Here is a 19,145-nt window from a genome sequence, read left to right as displayed (position 1 = left end):
TCGCATGACTGTGCTCGACAACAGGACGGTGACCGGGGACTCCGAACAGGAGTCCGTCGACCCTCGCGACCCCAGCGCGCGTCTCGGCCACCTCCTCGATGAGGGCTCCGTCCGGCCGATCTCCCCCGAGGACAAGAGTGGTGTGCGCGCCGTCACCGGCCGCATCGAGGGCGTGCCCGTCGTCGCCTTCTGCAGCGACGCCCGGGTTCAGGGCGGCGCGATGGGCGCCGAGGGTTGCGAGCACATCGTGCATGCCTACGACGTCGCCGTGCGGGAACGCGTTCCCGTGATCGGCGTCTGGCACTCCGGCGGCGCCCGCCTGGCCGAAGGCGTGGAATCCCTCCACGCGGTCGGCCGCGTGTTCGCCGCCATGACGAAGGCCTCCGGCGTCGTCCCCCAGATCTCCGTCGTCGTGGGCCCGGCGGCCGGCGGCGCGGCGTACGGCCCCGCCCTGACCGACATCGTGATCCTGGCCGACAACGGCCGCATCTTCGTCACCGGGCCCGACGTCGTCCGCAGTGTCACCGGCGAGCAGATCGACATGGCGGCGCTCGGCGGCCCCGAGCCGCACAGCAAGCGCAGCGGCGTCGTCCACGTGGTCACCAAGGACGAGCCGGAGGCGCTGCTCAAGGCCCGCCAGCTCGCCACCCTGCTCGGTCACCAGGGCCGGGTCCGCGAGGTCGACGAGGCCGACTTCGGCAGCCTGCTGCCGAACAATCCCCGCCGGGCCTACGACGTCCACCCCCTCGTGAACGGCCTGCTCGACGAGCCGGGTGTGGAACTGCACCCCAAGTGGGCGCCGAACATGGTCACCACGCTCGGCCGTCTCGGCGGCCGCACGGTCGGCGTCGTCGCGAACAACCCGATGCGTCTCGGTGGCTGCCTCGACTCCACCTCGGCGGAGAAGGCCGCCCGGTTCGTGCGGATGTGCGATGCCTTCGGCGTCCCGCTGGTGGTCCTCGTCGATGTGCCCGGCTACCTTCCCGGGGTCGGCCAGGAACACGACGGCGTGGTGCGCCGCGGCGCCAAGCTGCTGCACGCCTTCGCCGAGGCGTCGGTGCCGCGGGTCACACTGGTCACCCGCAAGGCGTACGGCGGCGCCTACATCGCGATGAACTCCCGCTCCCTCGGCGCGACCCGGGTCTTCGCCTGGCCGACCACCGAGGTGGCCGTCATGGGCGCGGTCGCGGCGGTCCGCGTCCTCAAGCGGCGCGAACTCGCGGCGGTCTCCGAGGAGGAGCGTCCCGCTCTGGAGGCCCGCCTGGCCGAGGAGCACGAGAAGGTCGCCGGCGGCCTCCAGCGCGCCATCGACCTCGGGGTGATCGACGAGGTGATCGAGCCGGCCAAGACGCGCGGCACGATCGCCCGGGTCATCGCACAGGCCACGCCGGCGCGCGGCGCCCACGGCAACATCCCGCTCTGATCGGGCGACGGGTCCGGCGGTGATCCACCGCTGATCCGGCACCCATACGACGCCGAAGGCGCCGGTCCCGTGGGGGGCCGGCGCCTTCGGCGTCGCCGTACGGTGATCGGCGGGTCGGCCCCGCCGGGATCAGCCGGTGATCACACGGCGGCGTGCAGCCAGCGGACCGGCGCACCCTCTCCCGCGTAGCGGAACGACTCGAGCTCTTCATCCCACTGCTTGCCGAGCAGGCGGTCGAGTTCGTCGTCGAGGACGGCACGGCCCTGCGCGGCCATCAGCATGACGTTGCGCAGGCGATCCTCGGGGACGAGGATGTCGCCGCTCGCGCCCACCACGGCCGTGAAGGCGCCGAGCGTCGGCGTGTAGGCATGCCGGGAACCGTCCACGCCCGGTGAGGCGTCCTCGGTGATCTCGAATCGGATGCGCTGCCAGCCCATGAACGAGGACGTGATCGCGGCAGCCGTGCCAGGACGGCCCTCCCACTCGGCCTGGGCCCGTAAGGTCCCCGGCGCGGCGGGCTGAGCTGTCCACGTCAGGTCGACGGGTACGCCAATAACGCCTGCGACCGCCCACTCAATGTGCGGGCACAACGCAGGCTGAGCCGAGTGGACGTACAGGACGCCACGAGCAGCAGCCACCGGACCTCCCAAATCCCATGAGGTGCGCCTTCCCCAACGGCCTCATAGTTTGGGATGATCACAAGTTTCAAACGTAAGAGAGACTACCGTCCGTCGTGGCCCGGCACCAGAGGGAGGTCATAGCGAATCAGGCTTGTTAACGCTCCGGATCGGGAAAGGCACCTATCGTGATCTACTCGTGACTCCCCCGCGAAGGATGTCCGGATGCGCGCCCGGCTGGTAGAGCACCTCCCCGACCGGCCCGCCCTCATCCGGCCCGGCGAGCTTCTCACCTCCGCCCCGGCCGCCGTCTCGCGCTGGGCCGACGACGCCGCGCCGGCCGGCCCCCTCCACCACGTACGGCTCTCGCCCGGCGTGGACGTGCTCGACCTCACCGCCACATTGCGGGACGGGGGCCACGTCGCCTCGCCCAACCACCTCATCGTCGGGCAGCCGCTGTACTTCGGCGGTCCCGGCAGCCGGCCGACGCCCGCGCCCGCGGTGCCGTACGAGAAGGGGGATGCCTGCGACGTCACGGTCGGCGTGCTCGACACGGGCCTGGCGCCGCACCCGTGGCTGCTCGACTGGTATCGGGACGACGTCGCCGAGACGCCGGACGCCGACAGAGACGGCGCGCTCGACGAGCAGGCCGGGCACGGCACGTTCGTCGCCGGGCTTATCCTCCGGCAGGCTCCCGGCGTGCGCCTGCGCGCCCTGCGACTGCTGGACAGTCACGGCGTCGGCGACGAGGCCGCCCTGCTGCGGGCCCTGGCCGGGTTGCGGCACGACCGGATCGACGTCCTCAACCTCTCCTTCGGGGGTCACACCTTCGACGACCGGCCTCCCGTGGGGCTGGAGGACGCGCTGAGCGCCTTTCCCGTCGCCGTCGCCTGCGCCGGCAACACCGGCTCCGCCCGGCCTTTCTGGCCCGCCGCGCTTCCCGGGGTGCTCGCGGTCGGGGCCCTCGACGGGGACGCCAGAGCGGACTTCTCCGCGCATGGGCCATGGGTCGACGCCTGCGCCGAGGGCGTCGGCCTGACGAGCAGCTTCGTGGAGCATTCCGCCTTCCACGGCTACGCCGCCTGGAGCGGCACGTCGTTCGCGACCGCGATCGTCACCGGAGCCGTCGCCCGCCTGTGCCGGGACATGCCGCCCCGCGACGCCGTACGGCACGTGCTCGCGGGCGGCCGGCGAATTCCGGATCTCGGGGTCATGGTCACTCAGGATCGATAGTGTGCTCACGCAGCGTTCCCCCCTCGATGCGCGAAGTGACGTCCATGACCGTAGAAAAGTCCCTCGCCTGTCTCGACCAGGCCGCGTGGGAAGACCTCGTCGCCCGCTTCGGCGCCAGGATGTGGGCGGTCGCCCGGGCCTTCGGGCTGAGCCACACCGACGCCGCGGACGCGGTCCAGGGCGCCTGGCTGCGGATGGTCGAGAACCTCGACGGCATCCGCGATCCCGAACGGATCGGCGCGTGGCTCGTCACCACCACCCGGCATGAGGCTCTCCGGCTGAGCCGCAGGCGCCGGGGAGAGGTGGCGGCGGGCCACGACCTGCCCGACGCCGTGCTGCCCGATCCGGCCGCGGCGATCGTCGACGCGGACTTCGGCCGGCACGTCTGGGAGCGGCTCGACACCCTCGACGAGCCCTGCCGCTCGCTTCTGCGCATGTCCGTGTTGCGGCCGGAGGCCACGTACGCCCAGATCGCGATCCGCCTCGACATCTCGCCCGGCAGCATCGGCCCGACCCGGGCACGCTGCATGTCGCGCCTGCGTGGTCTGCTGGAGGAGCCCGCATGAGGGACGAGTACCTGCTCGCCGCGCTCCGGATGGCCGCCGGCGCCGACCCCGTGCCCGGCCGTGTCTCCGCCGACGCCCGTGCGGCCTTCCATCTGCGCCTGCCCGAGGGGATCGTCGCGGCGCCCGTCGAGATCTCCGGGCCGCGAGGCGCCAGGTCCGGAGGCGGGGCGCCGGGCGTCCCCGAGGACGACGGTCCGGGGGTGCGCCGGTTCGCGGTGGCCGGGCTCACCATCGACGTGGAGGCCGTCGTCGCCGACGGCCGCCTGGAGGTGGCCGGGCAGGTCTCCCCTGCTTCCGGTTGCGCTTTCGGTTCCGGAACCGACGCCGGCCGCGATTCCGGTCCGAGTGCCTGGCCCGGCACCGGTGGCGGCACCGGCACCGGCACGGGCACCGACACTGGCAGCGGCAGCGGCAGCGGCTGGCAGGTCGAGATCCGCACGTCGCACGTCAGCAAGACACGCGATCTGTCGGAGAACGGCCGGTTCGCGGTCGGCGGCCTGCCGGCGGGCTGGGTCAGCGTGGTCTGCCACCGTCCCGGCGAGCCGCCGGTGTCCACCCGGTGGATGCACGTCCGCTCGTGACCCCCGCCGCACCAGAGCCTGAGCCCGCACCCGAGCCTGAGCCCGTCGCGGAGTCCCCCGCAGGCCTCGTCGCGCGCGCGGAGGCGGCGGTCCTGCTCTCCGGCACCGACCCTCGTGTGGCGCTGGCGGAGGCGAGAGCCGTACTGGCGGAGACGGCGGGCGAGCCGTGCGCCGAGGCGGTCTCGATCGCGCTGCGCGCGTCGGCCCTCGCGACCCGGGAGTTGGGCGACCTCGCGCTGGCCGAGGAGCGGCTCCTGCAGGCGATCACCGCCGGGGAGGGGTGGCCGCGACGGGTGGCGCAGGCCCGGATGTCCCTGGTGACGGTCCGCGCCCAACTCGGGGATCCCGAGGGCGGGCTGCGCCTCGCCGACCTGGCGGAGCGGGACCTGGCGGGCGGCGACCTGGCGCGGCTCGGCGTGCAGCGCTCGGTGGCGCTCATCCTTCTCGGACGCCACGGGGAGGCCGTCCGTCACTGTGACGACGCGGTCGAGTCGCTGGGCGGCGACCCCAAGTTCCAGGCGGGCGGCCTGCTCAACCGCGGCCTGGCACGCACCTTCCTCGAGGAGTACGGCGCGGCGGAGGCCGACCTGTCGGCGTGCGCGGCCCTGGCCAGGCAGGCCGGCCTCGACCACGTGGCCATGCTGGCGGAGGGGAACCTCCCCTTCGTCGCCGCCCGGCGGGGTGACATCCCCGCATCCTTCGAGAGGTACCAGGCCGCGGAGTCGGCGCTGTTCGGCTACCCCGAACGCCTCGCGGCGATGCGGACGGACTACGCGGAGGCGCTCCTGGCGGCACGCCTGCCCGGCGAGGCGCGGGCGGTCGTGGAACAGGCCGTGCCCGACCTGGAGGCGGCCGGGGCGCACGCGGCGCTCCCCGAGGCCCGGCTCCTGCTGGCCCGCGCGGAGCTCCTCACCGGCGACGGCCACCGGGCCGCCATGACGGCCGAGACCGCGCTCGCCGAGCTCCGCCGCCAGGGACGGGCCGCATGGGCGCCCCTGGCGGCGGAGGTCGTTCTGCGTGCCCGCGTCCTCCAGGAGGAGCCGGGGCATGAGCTGCTGGCCGATCTCCTCGCGTGCGCCGGGCGCCTGGCCGGGTCCGGCTGGGCGGGCGCCTCCTGCGCGCTGCGGCTCACCGCCGCCGATCTGGCCTGCCGTCTGGGCGACCTCGGGACCGCACGGGACCAGCTCGACCTGCTGGCCGGATCTCCGTCCACGGCCTTGATCGGGCAGCACGCCAGGGCCATGCGTCTGCATCTCGACGGCGACGTCGACGGCGCCCTCGAGGCCGCGGCGGCGGGCCTGGACGCGGTCGCGACGCCGGTCCGCGACGGCGAGTCGGCCGAGCCCGCGATGCGGGCGCACGCGGCCCGGCCGGCGGAGGATCTCGCCGCGTTCGGCCTGAGGACGGCGCTCGGCCGCGGGGATCCCTGGACCGTCCTCACGTGGGCGGAGCGGTGGCGGGCGATCGTGCGGGGCGCGCCGCCTCCCGCCGCCTTCGTCCGTCACCCGGCGCCGGACGGCACCCTCGTGGAGTTGGTGCGGGACGGCGACGATCTCTGGGGGATCGCCGTCGGCTCGCGGGGATGCGCGTTGCACCCGCTCGGCTCGTACACCGCCGCGGCGGAGGCGACGGTCCGGATCAGGTACGGCCTTCGCCGGCGCAACCTACGGGACGCCGAGGCCGCGGAGGGGCTGGACCACGAGCTGGACCTGCTCGGCCGGCGGCTGCTCGGGCCCATCGAGCCGCTCGGGAATTCCGTGCTCGTCGTGCCCACGGGGTCGCTGTGCACGTTGCCGTGGCCGCTGCTTCCCGTCCTTCGCGGGCGTGCGGTGTCGGTGGCGGCCGAGGGTGCCTCCTGGTTCGCGCGGGTCCGGCCCCAGGGCACGCCCGAGCCGTACGGCCCGCCTGTGGTCGTCGCGCTGGCCGGGCCGGGACTGGCGCACGCCGGGCCTGAGGCGGACATGGTCGTCAGGACGCATCCGGGGGCCGAGCGGGCCGCCGGGACCAGAGCCGGGATGCTCACGGCGCTGGAGGGGGCCGACGTGCTGCATGTGGCCGCGCACGGGATGTTCTCTCCGCGCAGCCCCATGTTGTCGCGGATCACCCTGGACGACGGTCCCCTCATGGCGTACGAGCTGCGACGGCTCCGGGCCGTCCCCCGGCTGGTGATCCTCTCCGCGTGCGACGCGGGGATGGCGCACGCGCCGGTGGACGGCGCGGTGCTCGGCCTGGCCGGAGCCTTCCTCGACCGCGGCGCCGCCTGTGTGGTCGCCGGGGTCGCCCCGGTGCGCGACGACGAGGCCGCGGTCCTGATGACCGTCTTCCACGCCTTCCTCGCCGACGGCCGCGCCCCCGCCGAGGCACTGGCCGCGGCCGCGGCGAAGACCGGCGTCGGCGGCTTCGTCTGCTTCGGCGCGGGAGACGAGCCGGTCGGCGGACGGGTCACGACCCGCCGGAGCGGGGTGACCTGAGGGCTCGGCAAGCGCGACGGGCCGCGCCCGGCGGGATTGGGCGCGGGAGCCGGGTCAGCCCGTGGCGACGGGACGGGCGGGGTCGGTCACCCAGTGGGACCAGGAACCTGCGTAGAGCCCTGCCGTGATCCCCGCCACCTCCAGCGCGAGGACCTCGTGGGCGGCCGTGACGCCGGACCCGCAGTAGGCGCCGACCTGGACGCCCTCGACCGCGCCGAGCGTGTTGAACCGCTCGCGCAGGAATCCCCTCGACCGGAATCGGCCTCCCGGTTCGACGTTCTGGGCCGTGGGGGCGCTGATCGCGCCGGGGATGTGGCCGGCCACCGGGTCCACCGGCTCGACCTCGCCCCGGTAGCGTTCGCCGGCTCTGGCGTCGAGCAGGACTCCGTTGTCGGCGAGCGCCGCGGCCTGGTCCGCGTCCAGGACCGGCATCCCGCCGGGAGCCGCCTCGAAGTCGCCGGGCGGCACGGCGGCGGTGTCCTTCACGACGGGCAGCCCGGCCCGATCCCAGGCCCGCAGGCCCCCGTCGAGCACACGGACGTCGCCGTGGCCGTAGTAGCGCAGCGTCCACCACGCCCTGGCCGCGGCCGTGGAGTCCGCGTCGTCGTAGACCACGACCGTGCGGGCCCCGGACACGCCCAGCCGGCGCATCGCGGCCTGGAAGGCGTCGGCGGCGGGCAGCGGATGACGGCCGCCGGGCCCGGCCGGAGAGGCGAGGTCGGCGTCGAGGTCGCAGAAGACGGCGCCGGGGATGTGCCCCTCCGCGTACGAGTCGGCCCCGGGAGGACCGCCGAGCCGCCATCGCACGTCGAGGATGGTGACGTCGTGGAGTGCGGCCAGCTCCTCCGGGGTGATCAGTGGGCTCATCGGAACGTCCCTCCTGAAGCGATGTGCCTCGTCATTGTGCCCTTCCGCGGCGCCGTCACCGGCGGATCCCCAGCAGAGGCACACTCTGCTCGGCCACCGTCAGCGAGCCGTGGTAGCCGACGAGCGACGACTCGAGCGGTTCGGCGCGCGAGGCGACGATCACGCAGTCGCCGTACGGCACCGCCATGACGTCGCCGATCCGGCCGAGCCACTCTTTCCGTACTGTGCGCCCGAACCAGCCTTCGGTGACGGCCTCCTCGCGCGAGACCACCCAGGCACGGCCGTGGAAGATCTCGCGCCACGTCTCGAGGACGGCGTCCGCCGCACCGGGGGCGGTGTAGACGTGGCGGGCGCGTGCGTCGCCGCCCAGCATGACGACGCCCTCCTGGAGCACGGGCGACTCGTCCACGTCGACCTTGTCGACGGCGTTGATCATGCCGTGGTCGGCCGTCACGTACAGGGCCGACCCCGCGGGCAGCCCCTCGGCGATCCGCTCCGCCATGCGGTCGACGATCGCCAGTTCCTCCAGCCAACGGGCGCTGCCCCACCCGGTCATGTGGCCCATGGCGTCGAGGTCGCCGTAGTAGACGATCACGTAGGAGGTCTCCGCCAGGGCCTGCCGTACAGCCTCGACCCGCTCGTCGACGGTCTCCGCGGCCCGGTAGCGCACGCCCCGGTAGACGGCCCGGGTCAGTCCCGTGCCGTCGAAGGCCCCGGGAGCGACGTAGATCGGCTGGATTCCGTGGGAGTCCATCCGCTGGTAGACGGTGTCGGCCGGCTGCCAGAGGTCGGGGTCGACGGGCAGGCCCGGCGCCGTCCAGCGCAGGCAGTTGAGCATTCGCCCCTCGCCCGGGATCGCCATGGAGATGCCGATCATGCCGTGCTCGCCCGGCGGGGTGCCGGTGCCGAGCGTGGCCAGGCTCGTGGGGGTCGACGACGGGAAGCCCGCCGTGAGCGTCCGCCGGAGATGGGCGGACAGGAACGGCGCCGCGCCGGGGTGGGCGGCGAGAAGCTCGGCCCCGAGCCCGTCGACGAGGAACAGGCACACCCGTTCGGCGGGATCGAGACCGAGGACGTTGGCGGTGGGCATCCCCAGGGAGGCGAGCAGGGACCCCGGAAGGTCCGCGAGCGACGCGGTGCCGTACGCCGGCACGAAGGGCACGGCCGGCGTCGTCTCGGACGCCCTCACGGGCCGCGGTCCGGGGGTCCCTGGCTCGGTCACATCGCCTCCAGGCTCACGTGCGAGAGGTCGTCAGGTGGCGGCGCGGGCGGTGGCCTCGGAAAGCGCCTTGGCGAACGCGAGCACGTGGACGACCGCCTCGGGACCGTCGGCCGCCTCGCTCACCCGCAGGGAGAGGTCGTCGGCCGTGATCGCGCCGGTGTAGCCGTGGTCGGCCTCGCAGTTCTCGTCTCCGCAGGTCGCGGGCTCGAGATCGAGATGTGAGATGGCGCCCCAGCCGATCGTGAGCGTGACCTCGCTGGGGGCGACCCCCGGCACGTAGGTCGCCGGGTCGGGGACGACCCTGGTCACCGCGACCGACTGGATCCGGCTGAGCCGCACGGCCTCTGTGGTGGTGGAGGCGTGTGAGGCGGGCATGCCCTCCGCGGGCGGGTGCTCGTCGGTGTGGCAGACGAGCAGCCGGCTGGACGACAGCACCAGGACGGTGACGTGCCTGCGGACTTCCATCGCCGGGTCGAACGTGGCCTCGTGATGCACGACGTAAGCCGTGACCTGCTCCTTGCCGAGCGCGGAGTCGACGGCGTCAGCCACCAGGTCGGGGTAGTAGCCGCTGCGGTCGATGGCCTCGCGCATGCCCGCGGCGGAGACTCGGGTTTCCCTCATGGGTCCATCCTGCCCTGTAAGGGACACCGGTTTCACACCCGAGCGGCCTCCGCCCCTCAGCCCAGGCGGCGGGGACCCCCGTCCGGGCGCAGCGCGGAAGCGGGCCGCAGAACCGCGCGGGCGCCGAGGACCACCACCCCGGACGTGCCCACCAGGACCGGGTCGAGGTCCATCCTGACCACCTCGGGCAGCGCGTCGGCCAGCAGCCCCACCCTCACGAGCAGGTCGCTCAGCGCCTCCACGTCCACCGGCGGGTAGCCGTACCGGCCGAACAGGAGCGGTGCGGTGCGGACGGAGCGGACCAGTCCCCCGGCGTCCTCCGCCGTCAGGGGGGCGAGGCGGTACACACGATCACCGAGGAGTCGGGCGGCGACCTCGGCCAGCCCGAATGAGACGACCCCGCCGAAATGGCCGTCCTGGACCACGCCGACGACGGTGGGCACCGCCGGTTGCGGGGCCATGCGCTGGACGGCGAGGGTCGCTCCCGGCCCGAGGAGGCCGGCCAGGCCGGTGTACGCCTGCCGGACGCCGGACGGCTCGCCGAGGCCGATCCGGGCGGTCCCCGCCCGGTGGGAGGCGTCGGGATCGGTGGCCTTGACCACCACCGGCCAGCCCGCCCGCTCGGCCGCCGCCACCGCTTCGTCGGCCGAGCTGACCTCTTCCGCGGGCCACACCTCCACGCCGAAGCAGGCCAGCAGCCCGGTCGCGTCGATCTCCCGGTCCCCGCCGTCCTCGCCGACGGCGGCGGCGACCAGTTCCCTGGCCCCGGCGGCGTCGACGCCGTCGAGCGCGGGAACGGCGCCCGCGGGCCGTTCGCGCCAGCGGGCGTGCCGTACGACATGGGCGAGAGCCCGGACGGCCTCCTCCGGGGCGGGATAGGAGGGGATGGACCCCTTTCCCGGGGCCGCCTGGCCGGGCGCGCCGGCGGCGTCCTGGGGGGCCGCGGGCGTGCGGAGGGCGACCGGCATGCCCATCTCGCCCTGGAAGGTGGCCAGCACCGGCTTGCCCGACTCCCGGGCGACCCGCACCAGCCCGGCGGCGATCTCGTCGGACCTGCCGGGGATCGGGGGCATGTACACGGCCACGGCCGCGTCCACGGTGGTGAGGACCTCCGACAACGCCCCGGCGAACTCGGCGGCGCCGGCCTGGGCGCCCAGGTTCACCGGTGGAGCCGGCTCCAGACCGGCGGAGACGCAGGCTTCGACGGCGAGCAGCGCCAGGGCGTCGGAGTTGCTCACCACGCCGACGCGGGGACCGGCGGGAAGCGGCTGGTAGGCCAGAAGCTGGGCGACGTCGAACAGCTGGGTGAGGTCGTCGACGCGGATCACCCCCGCCTCCTCGAACAGCGAGCTCAGCGCCGTGTCGGGCAGGCTGAGCACGGGCGCGGCGTGGCCGCCGGGGACTCCGCGGCTCTTGACGACGACGATCGGCTTGCTCCGCGAGATCCGGCGGGCCAGCCGGGTGAACTTACGCGGATTTCCCAGAGACTCGAGGTAGAGCAGGATCACGTCGGTGGCGGGGTCCTCCTCCCAGTACTGGAGGAGGTCGTTGCCGGAGACGTCGGCACGGTTGCCCGCGGACACGAAGGTCGAGATGCCCATCCCCCGCTGAGCCACCCTCTGGAGCAGGGCCGTGCCGAGCGCCCCGGACTGGCTGAAGAACCCCACCCTGCCGCGGCCGGGCAGGGTCGCCGCCAGGGTCGCGTTGAGCCGCACCGAGGGGTCGGTGTTCGCGATGCCGAGGCAGTTGGGGCCGACCACGCGCAGGCCGTACGCCCGGGAGATGCTCACCAGCTCCTCCTGGCGTAACCGGCCGTCGTCACCGGTCTCGCCGAAGCCCGACGAGACCACGACGAGGCCCTTGACGCCCTTCTCCGCGCACTCCCTGACCACGTCCAGCACGCCCTCGGCGGGTACGGCCACCACGGCCAGGTCCACATGGCCCTCGATCGCGGAGACGCTCTTGTACGCGCGGACGCCCGCGACGGCGCGCGCGTGCCGGTGGACCGGATAGACCGGACCGGAGAAGTCGGCGCCGAGCAGGTTGCGCAGGACGGTCTGCCCGATCCCGCCGGGCTCTCTGCTGGCCCCGACGACCGCGACGGACTCCGGCGTCAGCAGGCGCTCGATGGACCGGGCCTCGGAGCGGTGCTCGCGGGCCAGCCTGACCTCGAGTGCGGTCTCCGTGGTCGCCAGGTCGAGCGTCATGCGGACGACGCCGTCCTCGAACTGGCTCTGCGCCGTGTAGCCGGCCTGGCGGAGCAGGCCGGTCATCCGGTGGTTGCCCGGCAGGATGTCGGCGATGAAGGTCCTGATCCCGCGCTCCCTCGCCGCGGCCCTGAGATGCTCCATCAGGATCGACGCCATGCCCCTGCCCTGGTGGGCGTCCTCGACGAGGAAGGCGACCTCGGCGTGGTCCCTGGGCTCGACCCGGTCGTACCGTACGACCGCGACCATCTCGGTGCCGATCGTGGCGATGAGCGCCACCCGGTTGTCGTAGTCGACGTTGGTGAACCAGGCGACCTCGCGGTCGGTGAGCCTGGGCCGGGGGCCGAAGAACCGGAAGAAGATCGACTGCTCGGAGAGCCGGGAGTAGAAGGAGCGCAGCAGGTCGGCGTCGTCCGGCCTGATCGGGCGCAGGTGTGCCGTGCCCCCGTCGGACAGGACGACGTCCGCTTCCCAGTGGGCGGGGTAATGAGGTCGCACGAACGAGAGGCTAGCGTTGTCCGGCTTGCTGTTGATTGAGACGATTCTTACTTTTACGAAACCCAGGAGGTCCCTCGCTCCGGGGCCACCCGGATTGCCCTGGAAAAAGACAACTCGCCAGCTGGTGAGTTGGGCAACGCTTGTGCATCGACTATGCCCGGGTGTCCGCTCTATGCCCCACGGCACCCCCGGAAACTGTTAGGTTTCTTCGCGTCAGCCTCACAGCACGGAGAGGACGCCGCCCCTCCACAGGGCTCGGCGGACTCGCCTCCACAGCAGTCGGCAAGGTGGTGACATCATGACGCGGGTCGTCGTGGTGGGCGATCTCATGACGGACGCGGTCGCCCGCGCCAAGTTCCCTCTCGCGAGGGCGAGCGACACCCCGGCCGTTGTGACCATGCACGGTGGGGGCTCCGGTGCCAACGTCGCCTCCTGGCTGGCCGTGGAGGGCTCGGAGGTGGCCTTCATCGGCCGCCGAGGCGCCGACATCACCGGCCGGAACCGTGACATGGAACTCATGGGCTACGGGGTGGACGCCCGGCTCGTGATGGATCCCGAGCGGCCCACCGGCACCTGCGTCGTCCTCGTGACGCACAAGGGTGAGCGGACCATGCTCTCGGACCCGGGCGCCAACGCCGCGCTCTCCCCCGAGGACCTGCCCCGCGACCTCTTCTCGGGGGGCAGCCATCTGCACATTTCCGGCTACACGCTGATCAACGAAGGCTCTCGGGACGCCGGCCTGGCCGCGCTGGACCTCGCCCGCAGGACCGGGATGTCGATCTCGGTCGACTGCGCGTCGTCGGCCCCCGTCGAGCGCACCGGCGCCGAACCGTTCCTCGAGTGGACCCACGGCGCGAAGCTGCTGTTCGCCAACGCCGACCAGGCGAAGGTCCTGACCGGCCGCGACGAGCCCGAATCCGCGGCCAAGGTGCTGACGGCCTGGTTCCCGCAGGTCGTCATCAAGCTGAACGACGAAGGCTCGCTCTGGTACACCAACAACCGGTCGGAGCCGGTGCGTGTGCCGGCCGAGTCCGTCGACCGCATCGTGGACGGCACGGGCGCGGGCGACGCCTTCACCGCGGGCTTCCTTCCCCCGTGGCTGGACGGAAAGCCGCCCACCGAGGCCCTGGCCGCGGGCAACGCGCTGGCCGCCAGGTGCATCTCCTACCTCGGCGCCCGTCCCCGCCTCTGATCCGGCTTCTCCGGAAGGGCTCCCGCCTCGTGGCGGGGGCCCTTCCGTCGTCCCGCCCTCAGGTGGTCGTGGCCAGTGCCAGGGGCAACACCGCGGGGGCGCCCGCGTGCCGGATCTGGGCGGCGGCGAGGGCCATCGTCCAGCCGGTGTCGACGCGATCGTCCACGAGGAGCACGGGGCCGCCCAGCTCGGCGATCCTGCCGCCCAGCTCTCGCGGCATCGCCAGGGTGTGCCGGATGGCGGCCACCCGCTGCGCGCTGTTGTACTGACGGCCCGGTGATCCGCTGCGGTAACCCAGCTCGCCCAGGTAGGTCAGCCGGCCGATCCGCGCGATCCCCTCGCCGAGACTCCGGACCAGCTCGGGACGGCCGGCCGAGGGAACGCTCACCACCGCGACGGGCCGCTCCGCCCAGCTCCACGACGTGAGGACCTCGACGACCGCGGCGAGCACCTCGCCCGGCACGGGGGCGTCGCCCGCCGCGAGCAGCTCCCTGAGCCGGGTGCCCCAGCCGATGTCGGTCAGCCGGCCGAGCGCGCGCCCGGAGTCGGCCGCCAGGTCCGGCTTGATCCGGCCCTTGAGGTCGGCCAGCCCGGTCGGCCACTGCCGACGCGGCTCGATCTCGATCCCCGGCCGCGTGAGCCGGGCCCGGGCGGCTTCGACGGCCTCCTGCGCGATCTCCGCGGAGCGATGGGCGCCGGTGCAGTTGTCGCAGCGGCCGCACGGGGTCGCGGCATCGTCGTCCAGGTGGCGGCGGAGGAACTCCTCCCGGCAGTCGGCCGTCGTGATGTAGCCGAGCATGGCGTCCTGCTCGGCCTTGCGCTCCGCCGCGACCCGCGCGTAACGATCGGCGTCGTAGGCCCACGGCTCGCCGGTCGCCTCCCATCCGCCCTTGACCCGGCGGACCGCGCCGTCCACGTCGAGCACCTTGAGCATCATCTCCATGCGGCTGCGGCTGAGGTCGACGCGCGTCTCCAGGGCGGCGGTCGACATGATCTCCGCTTCGGCGAGTGCGTCCAGGGTCGTGCGGACCACCGGCTCGGGCGGGAACGCCAGCGAGCCGAAATAGCTCCAGATCTCCTGGTCCTCGGCGCCGGGCAGGAGGATCACCTCGGCCTGCTCGACCCCGCGCCCCGCTCTGCCGACCTGCTGGTAGTACGCCACCGGGGACGGCGGAGCGCCCACATGCACGACGAAGCCGAGGTCGGGCTTGTCGAACCCCATACCGAGGGCCGAGGTGGCGACCAGCGCCTTGATCCTGTTGGCGAGCAGATCCTCCTCGGCGGCCAGCCGTTCGGCGGGCTCGGTCTGCCCGGTGTAGGCCACGACGGGATGCCCCTGCTCGCGCAGGTAGGCGGCGATCTCCTGGGCGGCCGCCACGGTCAGCGTGTAGACGATGCCCGACCCGGGCAGCTCGTGGAGCGTCCTGGCCAGCCACGCGAGCCGCTGCTCCGCACCGCGGAGCCGTACGACGCCGAGGTGGAGGCTCTCGCGCTCCAGCGGCCCCCGCAGGACCAGGACGTCACCGAGATCGGCCCCCTCCGGGTCCGCGACCACGGCCAGTTGCTCGGCCACGTCACGGGTCACCCGCGCGTTGGCGGTCGCGGTGGTGGCGAGCACGGGGATGCCCGGCGGAAGCTCGGCGAGCATCGTGCGGAGCCGGCGGTAGTCGGGACGGAAGTCATGCCCCCAGTCGGAGATGCAGTGGGCCTCGTCGATCACGACGAGGCCGGCGCTCTCGGCCAGTTCGGGGAGGACCTGGTCGCGGAACTCGGGGTTGTTCAGCCGCTCGGGGCTGACCAGGAGCACGTCGACCATGCCCTCGGCGACCTGGGCGTAGGTCTTCTCCCACTCCTCCGGGTTGGCCGAGTTGATGGTGGCGGCGTGGATGCCGGCGCGTTCGGCGGCGGCGATCTGGTTGCGCATGAGCGCCAGCAGCGGGGAGACGATGACCGTCGGGCCCTCGCCCAGCTCGCGCAGCAGAGCCGTCGCGATGAAGTAGACGGCGGACTTGCCCCAGCCCGTGCGCTGGACGACCAGCGCCCGGCGGCGGTCGACGACCAGCGCCTTGATCGCCGCCCACTGGTCGTCGCGCAGGCGCGCGCCGTCGCCGGCCAGCGCCCGCAACCGGGCCTCGGCCTCTTCTCTCAGGGACTCCTCTTCGCTCACCCGGTCATTGGTACCAGGTTCAGGTGACGAAAGGCCCCGTACCCGGCGGCCTGGCGGCCGAGGGGAGCCGCCGGGCGGGCGAGATGTCATGGTTTGATAAGGCCTGCTATGGACGTGACCACGTGGTATCTCGAACAGACCAGCCCCGGCGACGTACGTCCCGGCCGCCCTCTTCCCACCCCCGCCGAGGTCGTCCGCGCGGAACGGCCGAGCCCTGAGTTCAGCCGGTTCCTCTACACCGCGGTGGGCGGCGACTGGCAGTGGACCATGCGGCTGCCCTGGACCTGGCGGCAGTGGATGGACTGGCTCAGCCGTCCCGGCGTCGAGACGTGGGTCGCCTGGTCGCGGGGGACGCCCGCCGGATACGTGGAGCTCGTCGCCCAGGAGGAAGGCGTGGTGGAGATCGCCAGCTTCGGGCTCCTGCCGTACGCCATCGGGCAGGGCCTCGGCGGGCACCTGCTGGCGACCGGGGCGGCCCGCGCCTGGGACCTCGCCGACCGCTGGCCCGGCCGGGACGAGACGCGCCGCGTCTGGGTGCACACCTGCTCGCTGGACGGCCCGGCGGCCCTGGCGAACTACCAGGCCCGCGGCTTCCGGATCTACGACACCAGGCTGAACGTGCCCGGCGACGAGGACGAGGGCGTGACGCCCGGTCCGTGGCCGGCCTCGGGCCCGCGCGACTGACGTCCCTCCCGCCGGCCCGCGACGGCCGGCGGGGAATTCCGTCGGGCCCCGGCTGAAACAATGCGCCCTCCGCCGGCATCCCATTCGTGACGCACCTGTCCCGATCACGACGGAGCAACGCATGGACGCCTTCGACGCCGACACGCAGTGGGCCGACCTCAACAGCGACGGGACCGACGACACCCTGCTCGTCGACAACAACGGCGACGGCATCGCCGACCAGCAGTTCACCGACGGCAACAGCGACGGCATCGCCGACTCCGAGAGGTACGACCTCGACGCGGACGGCGTGGCGGACGTGGAGTACACCGACACCGACTACGACGGGACGGCCGACCAGGAGTTGTTCGACGTCGACAGCGACGGCCAGGCGGACATCCAGCTGACCTCCGCCGATTCGTCCCTGGACACCACGGACACCTCGGGCTCCTCGGGCTCCTCGGGCTCCTCCGACTCCTCCGACTCCTCCGACTCCTCGGACTCCGGCGACTCGTACGACTCCGGTGACGCTTCGGACTACTCCGATTCCACCGACTCGTCGGATTCATCGGACTACGCGGGCTCGTCCGGCTCCTCCGACCTCACGGACGCGGCCACCCTCACCGCCGCCGACGTTTCGCCGGACCCGGCTCCGCTGTTCCCCGAAGCGTCGACGGCCTACGTCCCGCCCGTGAGCGGCAGCATGGGCGGATTCCTCGACAACCTCAACGCGCAGATGGCCGACGCCGGGACCGTCTACAGATCGGCTCTCGACCCGAACGCGGTCTCCTCCGGCGACCTGGCCGCGGCCGAGGAGCGGATCGACAACGTGGCGCGGAACTCGAGCGTGCTCGAGGGCTACACCTACCAGGACCAGGTCTACAACGACGTGATCCAGCACGACCGTGAGGTCCAGTGGTCGAACCAGGAACACCAGGCGACCACCGACGCGTGGATCGAGGCCGACCGCGCCGAGTCGGCCGAGTAGAGCCGGGAGGAGCCTCAGGCCAGGACGTCCGGCTCGACAGGAGGACAAGGGCATGAACCCCACTCGACCCGGTCACCGGGGCCGGCGAGGCCCCCGAGCGGCGACGTCATCGTCACCGGCGATCGGACGCCGTCACCTCGCAGGGCCCGGCCTGCTGCTGATCGTCGTCGTCCTCGCCGGTTGCGGATCAGGAGGAACGCAGACGGAACGGGCCGCCAACACGGAGCCGGTGGCCGTCGTCACCACTCCGGAGAGGGCGACGGAGCCGGCAGGTGACCCCGCATCGGCGGACCAGGCCGCGGCGACCCCTGGGAAGCTCCGTGGGATCACTCCCCTGAGCGTGGCCGGAGCGGCCGCCCCGGTCGAGCCTCCCCCGGTGACCTCCGATTCCAAAGTCACGGTGAGGCCCAAGACGACCGACGGGCCCGGGCAGGGAGCCGGGGAGAAGACCAGGAAGCCGGAGTCCACCAAGAGCCCCGCGAAGGGTGGCGGGCCGGTCAAGCCCGGCAAGGGCGCGACCCCGCGCGTCACCCCGCCGACCTCCGACGCCACGAAACCGGCGCCCGTGACGACCCGGATCACCACCCCTGTGCCGGTGACGCCCAGCGGCTCCTCAGGAGGCTGGCTGCTTGGCGGGCTCGCCCTCGTCCTGCTCGTCGGCGGGGTCGCGGTGGGCGCGGTCTTCGTCACGCGCGGGCGGCGGGAGCCGCGGATGGAGACCTGGCCTCCAGGAGTGCCCACCGTCCAGCCGTCCCATTCCGGAGGGCCCGCCCCCGTCGCGTCCGCATGGGCGGCAGGCTCACCCGCGTCGGCGCCCCCGGGAACGGCCGCGGCAATGGGAACGCCCTCCTGGACGGCCGCGCCCGGCGGGCTCGGTCATCTCGCAGGATCTCTGCGGGAGGTCGCGGACGGAAGGGTGAGCGAGGCCTTGGCGCAGCAGATCGACCGGCTGCTCGCCTCCGAGCCCGGCAGGGACGCCCTCGTGGACGCCTGCATCCGGTTCCGGGACCAGCTCAGCGAGCGGCATCCGTTCCTGGCGGCCCGTCTCCTGGACGCTCTCGGAACGGCCGGGGTCCACGAGATCCGGGCCGACGGGCAGCCGTTCGACGGGCGCGTGCACGAAGCGGTCGAGGTCGTCCCGACGGCCGACCCCCGCCTCCGGGACGTCGTCGCGAGCACCGAACGCCCCGGATACGTCGACGGCGACCGCGTCGTGCGTGTGCCAAGGGTGGCCGTCTACCGGCTGGAGCCCTGATGCGCCGGAGCTCACGGCTGCCCGAGCGTCTCCCGCAGTGCCTTGCGCGCCCGGAAGATCCAGATCCTGACCGTGTTCAGCGGGACCTGGAGCGCCGCCGCCGTCTGCTCGTAGGTGAGCCCGCCCGCCCACAGCAGCAGGGCCTCCTTGTGCGTCTCGGGGAGCGTGGCCAGCGCGCGGCGCAGGTCGACCAGCCCCGCGACGGTCTCGTCGAAACCGCTCTCCACGGCCTCCGGCTCCGCGGCCTCGGGGAAGAGCAGGTCCTCGCGCGCCGCCCTGACCCGCCGCACCACCGAACGGGCGGAGTTGCGCGCGATCACCATGACCCAGGCGGCGAACGGCGCCCGGCCCTCGAAGCGGTCGAGGTTGCGCCACACGGCGATCTGGGTCTCCTGGAGCGCGTCGAGCGCGTCCGCCCGGTTATCCGTGAGGTGCAGGCAGAGGCCGAACGCCCTGCGCTCGAGGGGAGCCCACAGGAGCCGGAAGGCCTCCGCGTCTCCCGCGCGCGCGGCCGGAAGAAGGATGTTCTCGTCGTCGCCGACTGTGGGGGCAGACATCCGCTGACGACCTCCCC

Annotated in this window: 16 protein-coding genes; 9 read left to right on the top strand and 7 right to left on the bottom strand. The window is 73.3% G+C overall.

Annotated features, from left to right (window positions below; translation table 11 throughout):
- The first annotated feature begins 4 nt into the window (after positions 1-4).
- Positions 5-1,423 (top strand): acyl-CoA carboxylase subunit beta, encoded by a 1,419-nt coding sequence (locus tag Psi02_RS20805; RefSeq protein ID WP_203976612.1) that lies wholly within the window; start codon positions 5-7, stop codon positions 1,421-1,423.
- 140 nt (positions 1,424-1,563) lie between these two features.
- On the opposite strand, the gene Psi02_RS20800 is transcribed toward Psi02_RS20805, so the two are convergent.
- Complete coding sequence (locus Psi02_RS20800; protein ID WP_239095033.1) at positions 1,564-2,061, bottom strand: DUF3145 domain-containing protein; 498 nt, start codon at positions 2,059-2,061, stop codon at positions 1,564-1,566.
- A gap of 204 nt (positions 2,062-2,265) precedes the next feature.
- On the opposite strand from Psi02_RS20800, the gene Psi02_RS20795 reads away from it, so the two are divergent.
- Genes Psi02_RS20795 through Psi02_RS20780 form a run of 4 tightly spaced genes read left to right on the top strand, consistent with a single transcriptional unit; the run spans position 2,266 to position 6,891 of the window.
- Positions 2,266-3,273, top strand: a complete 1,008-nt coding sequence (locus Psi02_RS20795; protein WP_203976610.1) for a S8 family peptidase — start codon at positions 2,266-2,268, stop codon at positions 3,271-3,273.
- Positions 3,274-3,317: 44 nt separating this feature from the next.
- Positions 3,318-3,839 (top strand): RNA polymerase sigma factor, encoded by a 522-nt coding sequence (locus Psi02_RS20790; protein WP_203976608.1) that lies wholly within the window; start codon positions 3,318-3,320, stop codon positions 3,837-3,839.
- Complete coding sequence (locus tag Psi02_RS20785) at positions 3,836-4,420, top strand: hypothetical protein (RefSeq protein WP_203976606.1); 585 nt, start codon at positions 3,836-3,838, stop codon at positions 4,418-4,420. Before Psi02_RS20790 ends, Psi02_RS20785 begins: the two co-directional genes overlap by 4 nt.
- Entirely contained in the window at positions 4,399-6,891 is a 2,493-nt protein-coding gene (locus tag Psi02_RS20780) for a CHAT domain-containing protein (protein ID WP_203976604.1), read from the top strand. Before Psi02_RS20785 ends, Psi02_RS20780 begins: the two co-directional genes overlap by 22 nt.
- 54 nt (positions 6,892-6,945) lie before the next feature.
- Here Psi02_RS20780 and Psi02_RS20775 read toward each other — a convergent pair whose 3' ends face one another.
- The 4 genes from Psi02_RS20775 to Psi02_RS20760 are packed head-to-tail and all read right to left on the bottom strand — an operon-like array spanning position 6,946 to position 12,306.
- On the bottom strand, positions 6,946-7,758 hold the full coding sequence (locus tag Psi02_RS20775) for a sulfurtransferase (protein WP_203976602.1): 813 nt from the start codon (positions 7,756-7,758) through the stop codon (positions 6,946-6,948).
- A 55-nt stretch (positions 7,759-7,813) separates the two neighbouring features.
- Complete coding sequence (locus tag Psi02_RS20770; RefSeq protein WP_239095032.1) at positions 7,814-8,980, bottom strand: alkaline phosphatase family protein; 1,167 nt, start codon at positions 8,978-8,980, stop codon at positions 7,814-7,816.
- A 30-nt stretch (positions 8,981-9,010) separates the two neighbouring features.
- Positions 9,011-9,601 carry a DUF5998 family protein gene (locus Psi02_RS20765; RefSeq protein ID WP_203951651.1) on the bottom strand — a complete coding sequence of 197 codons (591 nt, stop codon included), beginning with the start codon at positions 9,599-9,601 and terminating at the stop codon, positions 9,011-9,013.
- A 56-nt stretch (positions 9,602-9,657) separates the two neighbouring features.
- Complete coding sequence (locus Psi02_RS20760; RefSeq protein WP_203976600.1) at positions 9,658-12,306, bottom strand: bifunctional acetate--CoA ligase family protein/GNAT family N-acetyltransferase; 2,649 nt, start codon at positions 12,304-12,306, stop codon at positions 9,658-9,660.
- 298 nt (positions 12,307-12,604) lie between these two features.
- Here Psi02_RS20760 and Psi02_RS20755 point away from each other — a divergent pair, with 298 nt between their 5' ends.
- Positions 12,605-13,498 (top strand): carbohydrate kinase family protein, encoded by an 894-nt coding sequence (locus tag Psi02_RS20755; protein ID WP_203976598.1) that lies wholly within the window; start codon positions 12,605-12,607, stop codon positions 13,496-13,498.
- Between the two features lie 58 nt (positions 13,499-13,556).
- On the opposite strand, the gene Psi02_RS20750 is transcribed toward Psi02_RS20755, so the two are convergent.
- A complete protein-coding gene (locus Psi02_RS20750) occupies positions 13,557-15,755 on the bottom strand; it encodes a RecQ family ATP-dependent DNA helicase (RefSeq protein ID WP_203976596.1) in 2,199 nt (732 codons plus the stop codon).
- A gap of 18 nt (positions 15,756-15,773) precedes the next feature.
- On the opposite strand from Psi02_RS20750, the gene Psi02_RS20745 reads away from it, so the two are divergent.
- The 3 genes from Psi02_RS20745 (at position 15,774) to grpE (ending at position 18,571) form a co-directional block, all read left to right on the top strand.
- Entirely contained in the window at positions 15,774-16,349 is a 576-nt protein-coding gene (locus tag Psi02_RS20745) for a GNAT family N-acetyltransferase (protein WP_203976594.1), read from the top strand.
- Positions 16,350-16,470: 121 nt separating this feature from the next.
- Positions 16,471-17,316, top strand: coding sequence for a hypothetical protein (locus Psi02_RS20740; protein WP_203976592.1), 846 nt, complete (start codon positions 16,471-16,473; stop codon positions 17,314-17,316).
- A 52-nt stretch (positions 17,317-17,368) separates the two neighbouring features.
- Positions 17,369-18,571, top strand: coding sequence for a nucleotide exchange factor GrpE (gene grpE / locus Psi02_RS20735; protein ID WP_203976589.1), 1,203 nt, complete (start codon positions 17,369-17,371; stop codon positions 18,569-18,571).
- A gap of 11 nt (positions 18,572-18,582) precedes the next feature.
- Here grpE and Psi02_RS20730 read toward each other — a convergent pair whose 3' ends face one another.
- Positions 18,583-19,128: an RNA polymerase sigma factor gene (locus Psi02_RS20730; RefSeq protein WP_203976588.1), complete on the bottom strand. Its 546-nt coding sequence runs from the start codon at positions 19,126-19,128 to the stop codon at positions 18,583-18,585.
- Positions 19,129-19,145: the final 17 nt, after the last annotated feature.

The organism is Planotetraspora silvatica (genome assembly GCF_016863315.1).
Taxonomy (GTDB): domain Bacteria; phylum Actinomycetota; class Actinomycetes; order Streptosporangiales; family Streptosporangiaceae; genus Planotetraspora; species Planotetraspora silvatica.
The sequence above is the reverse complement of the archived record's forward strand: the minus strand, read 5'-3'. Positions and strand labels throughout refer to the sequence as shown.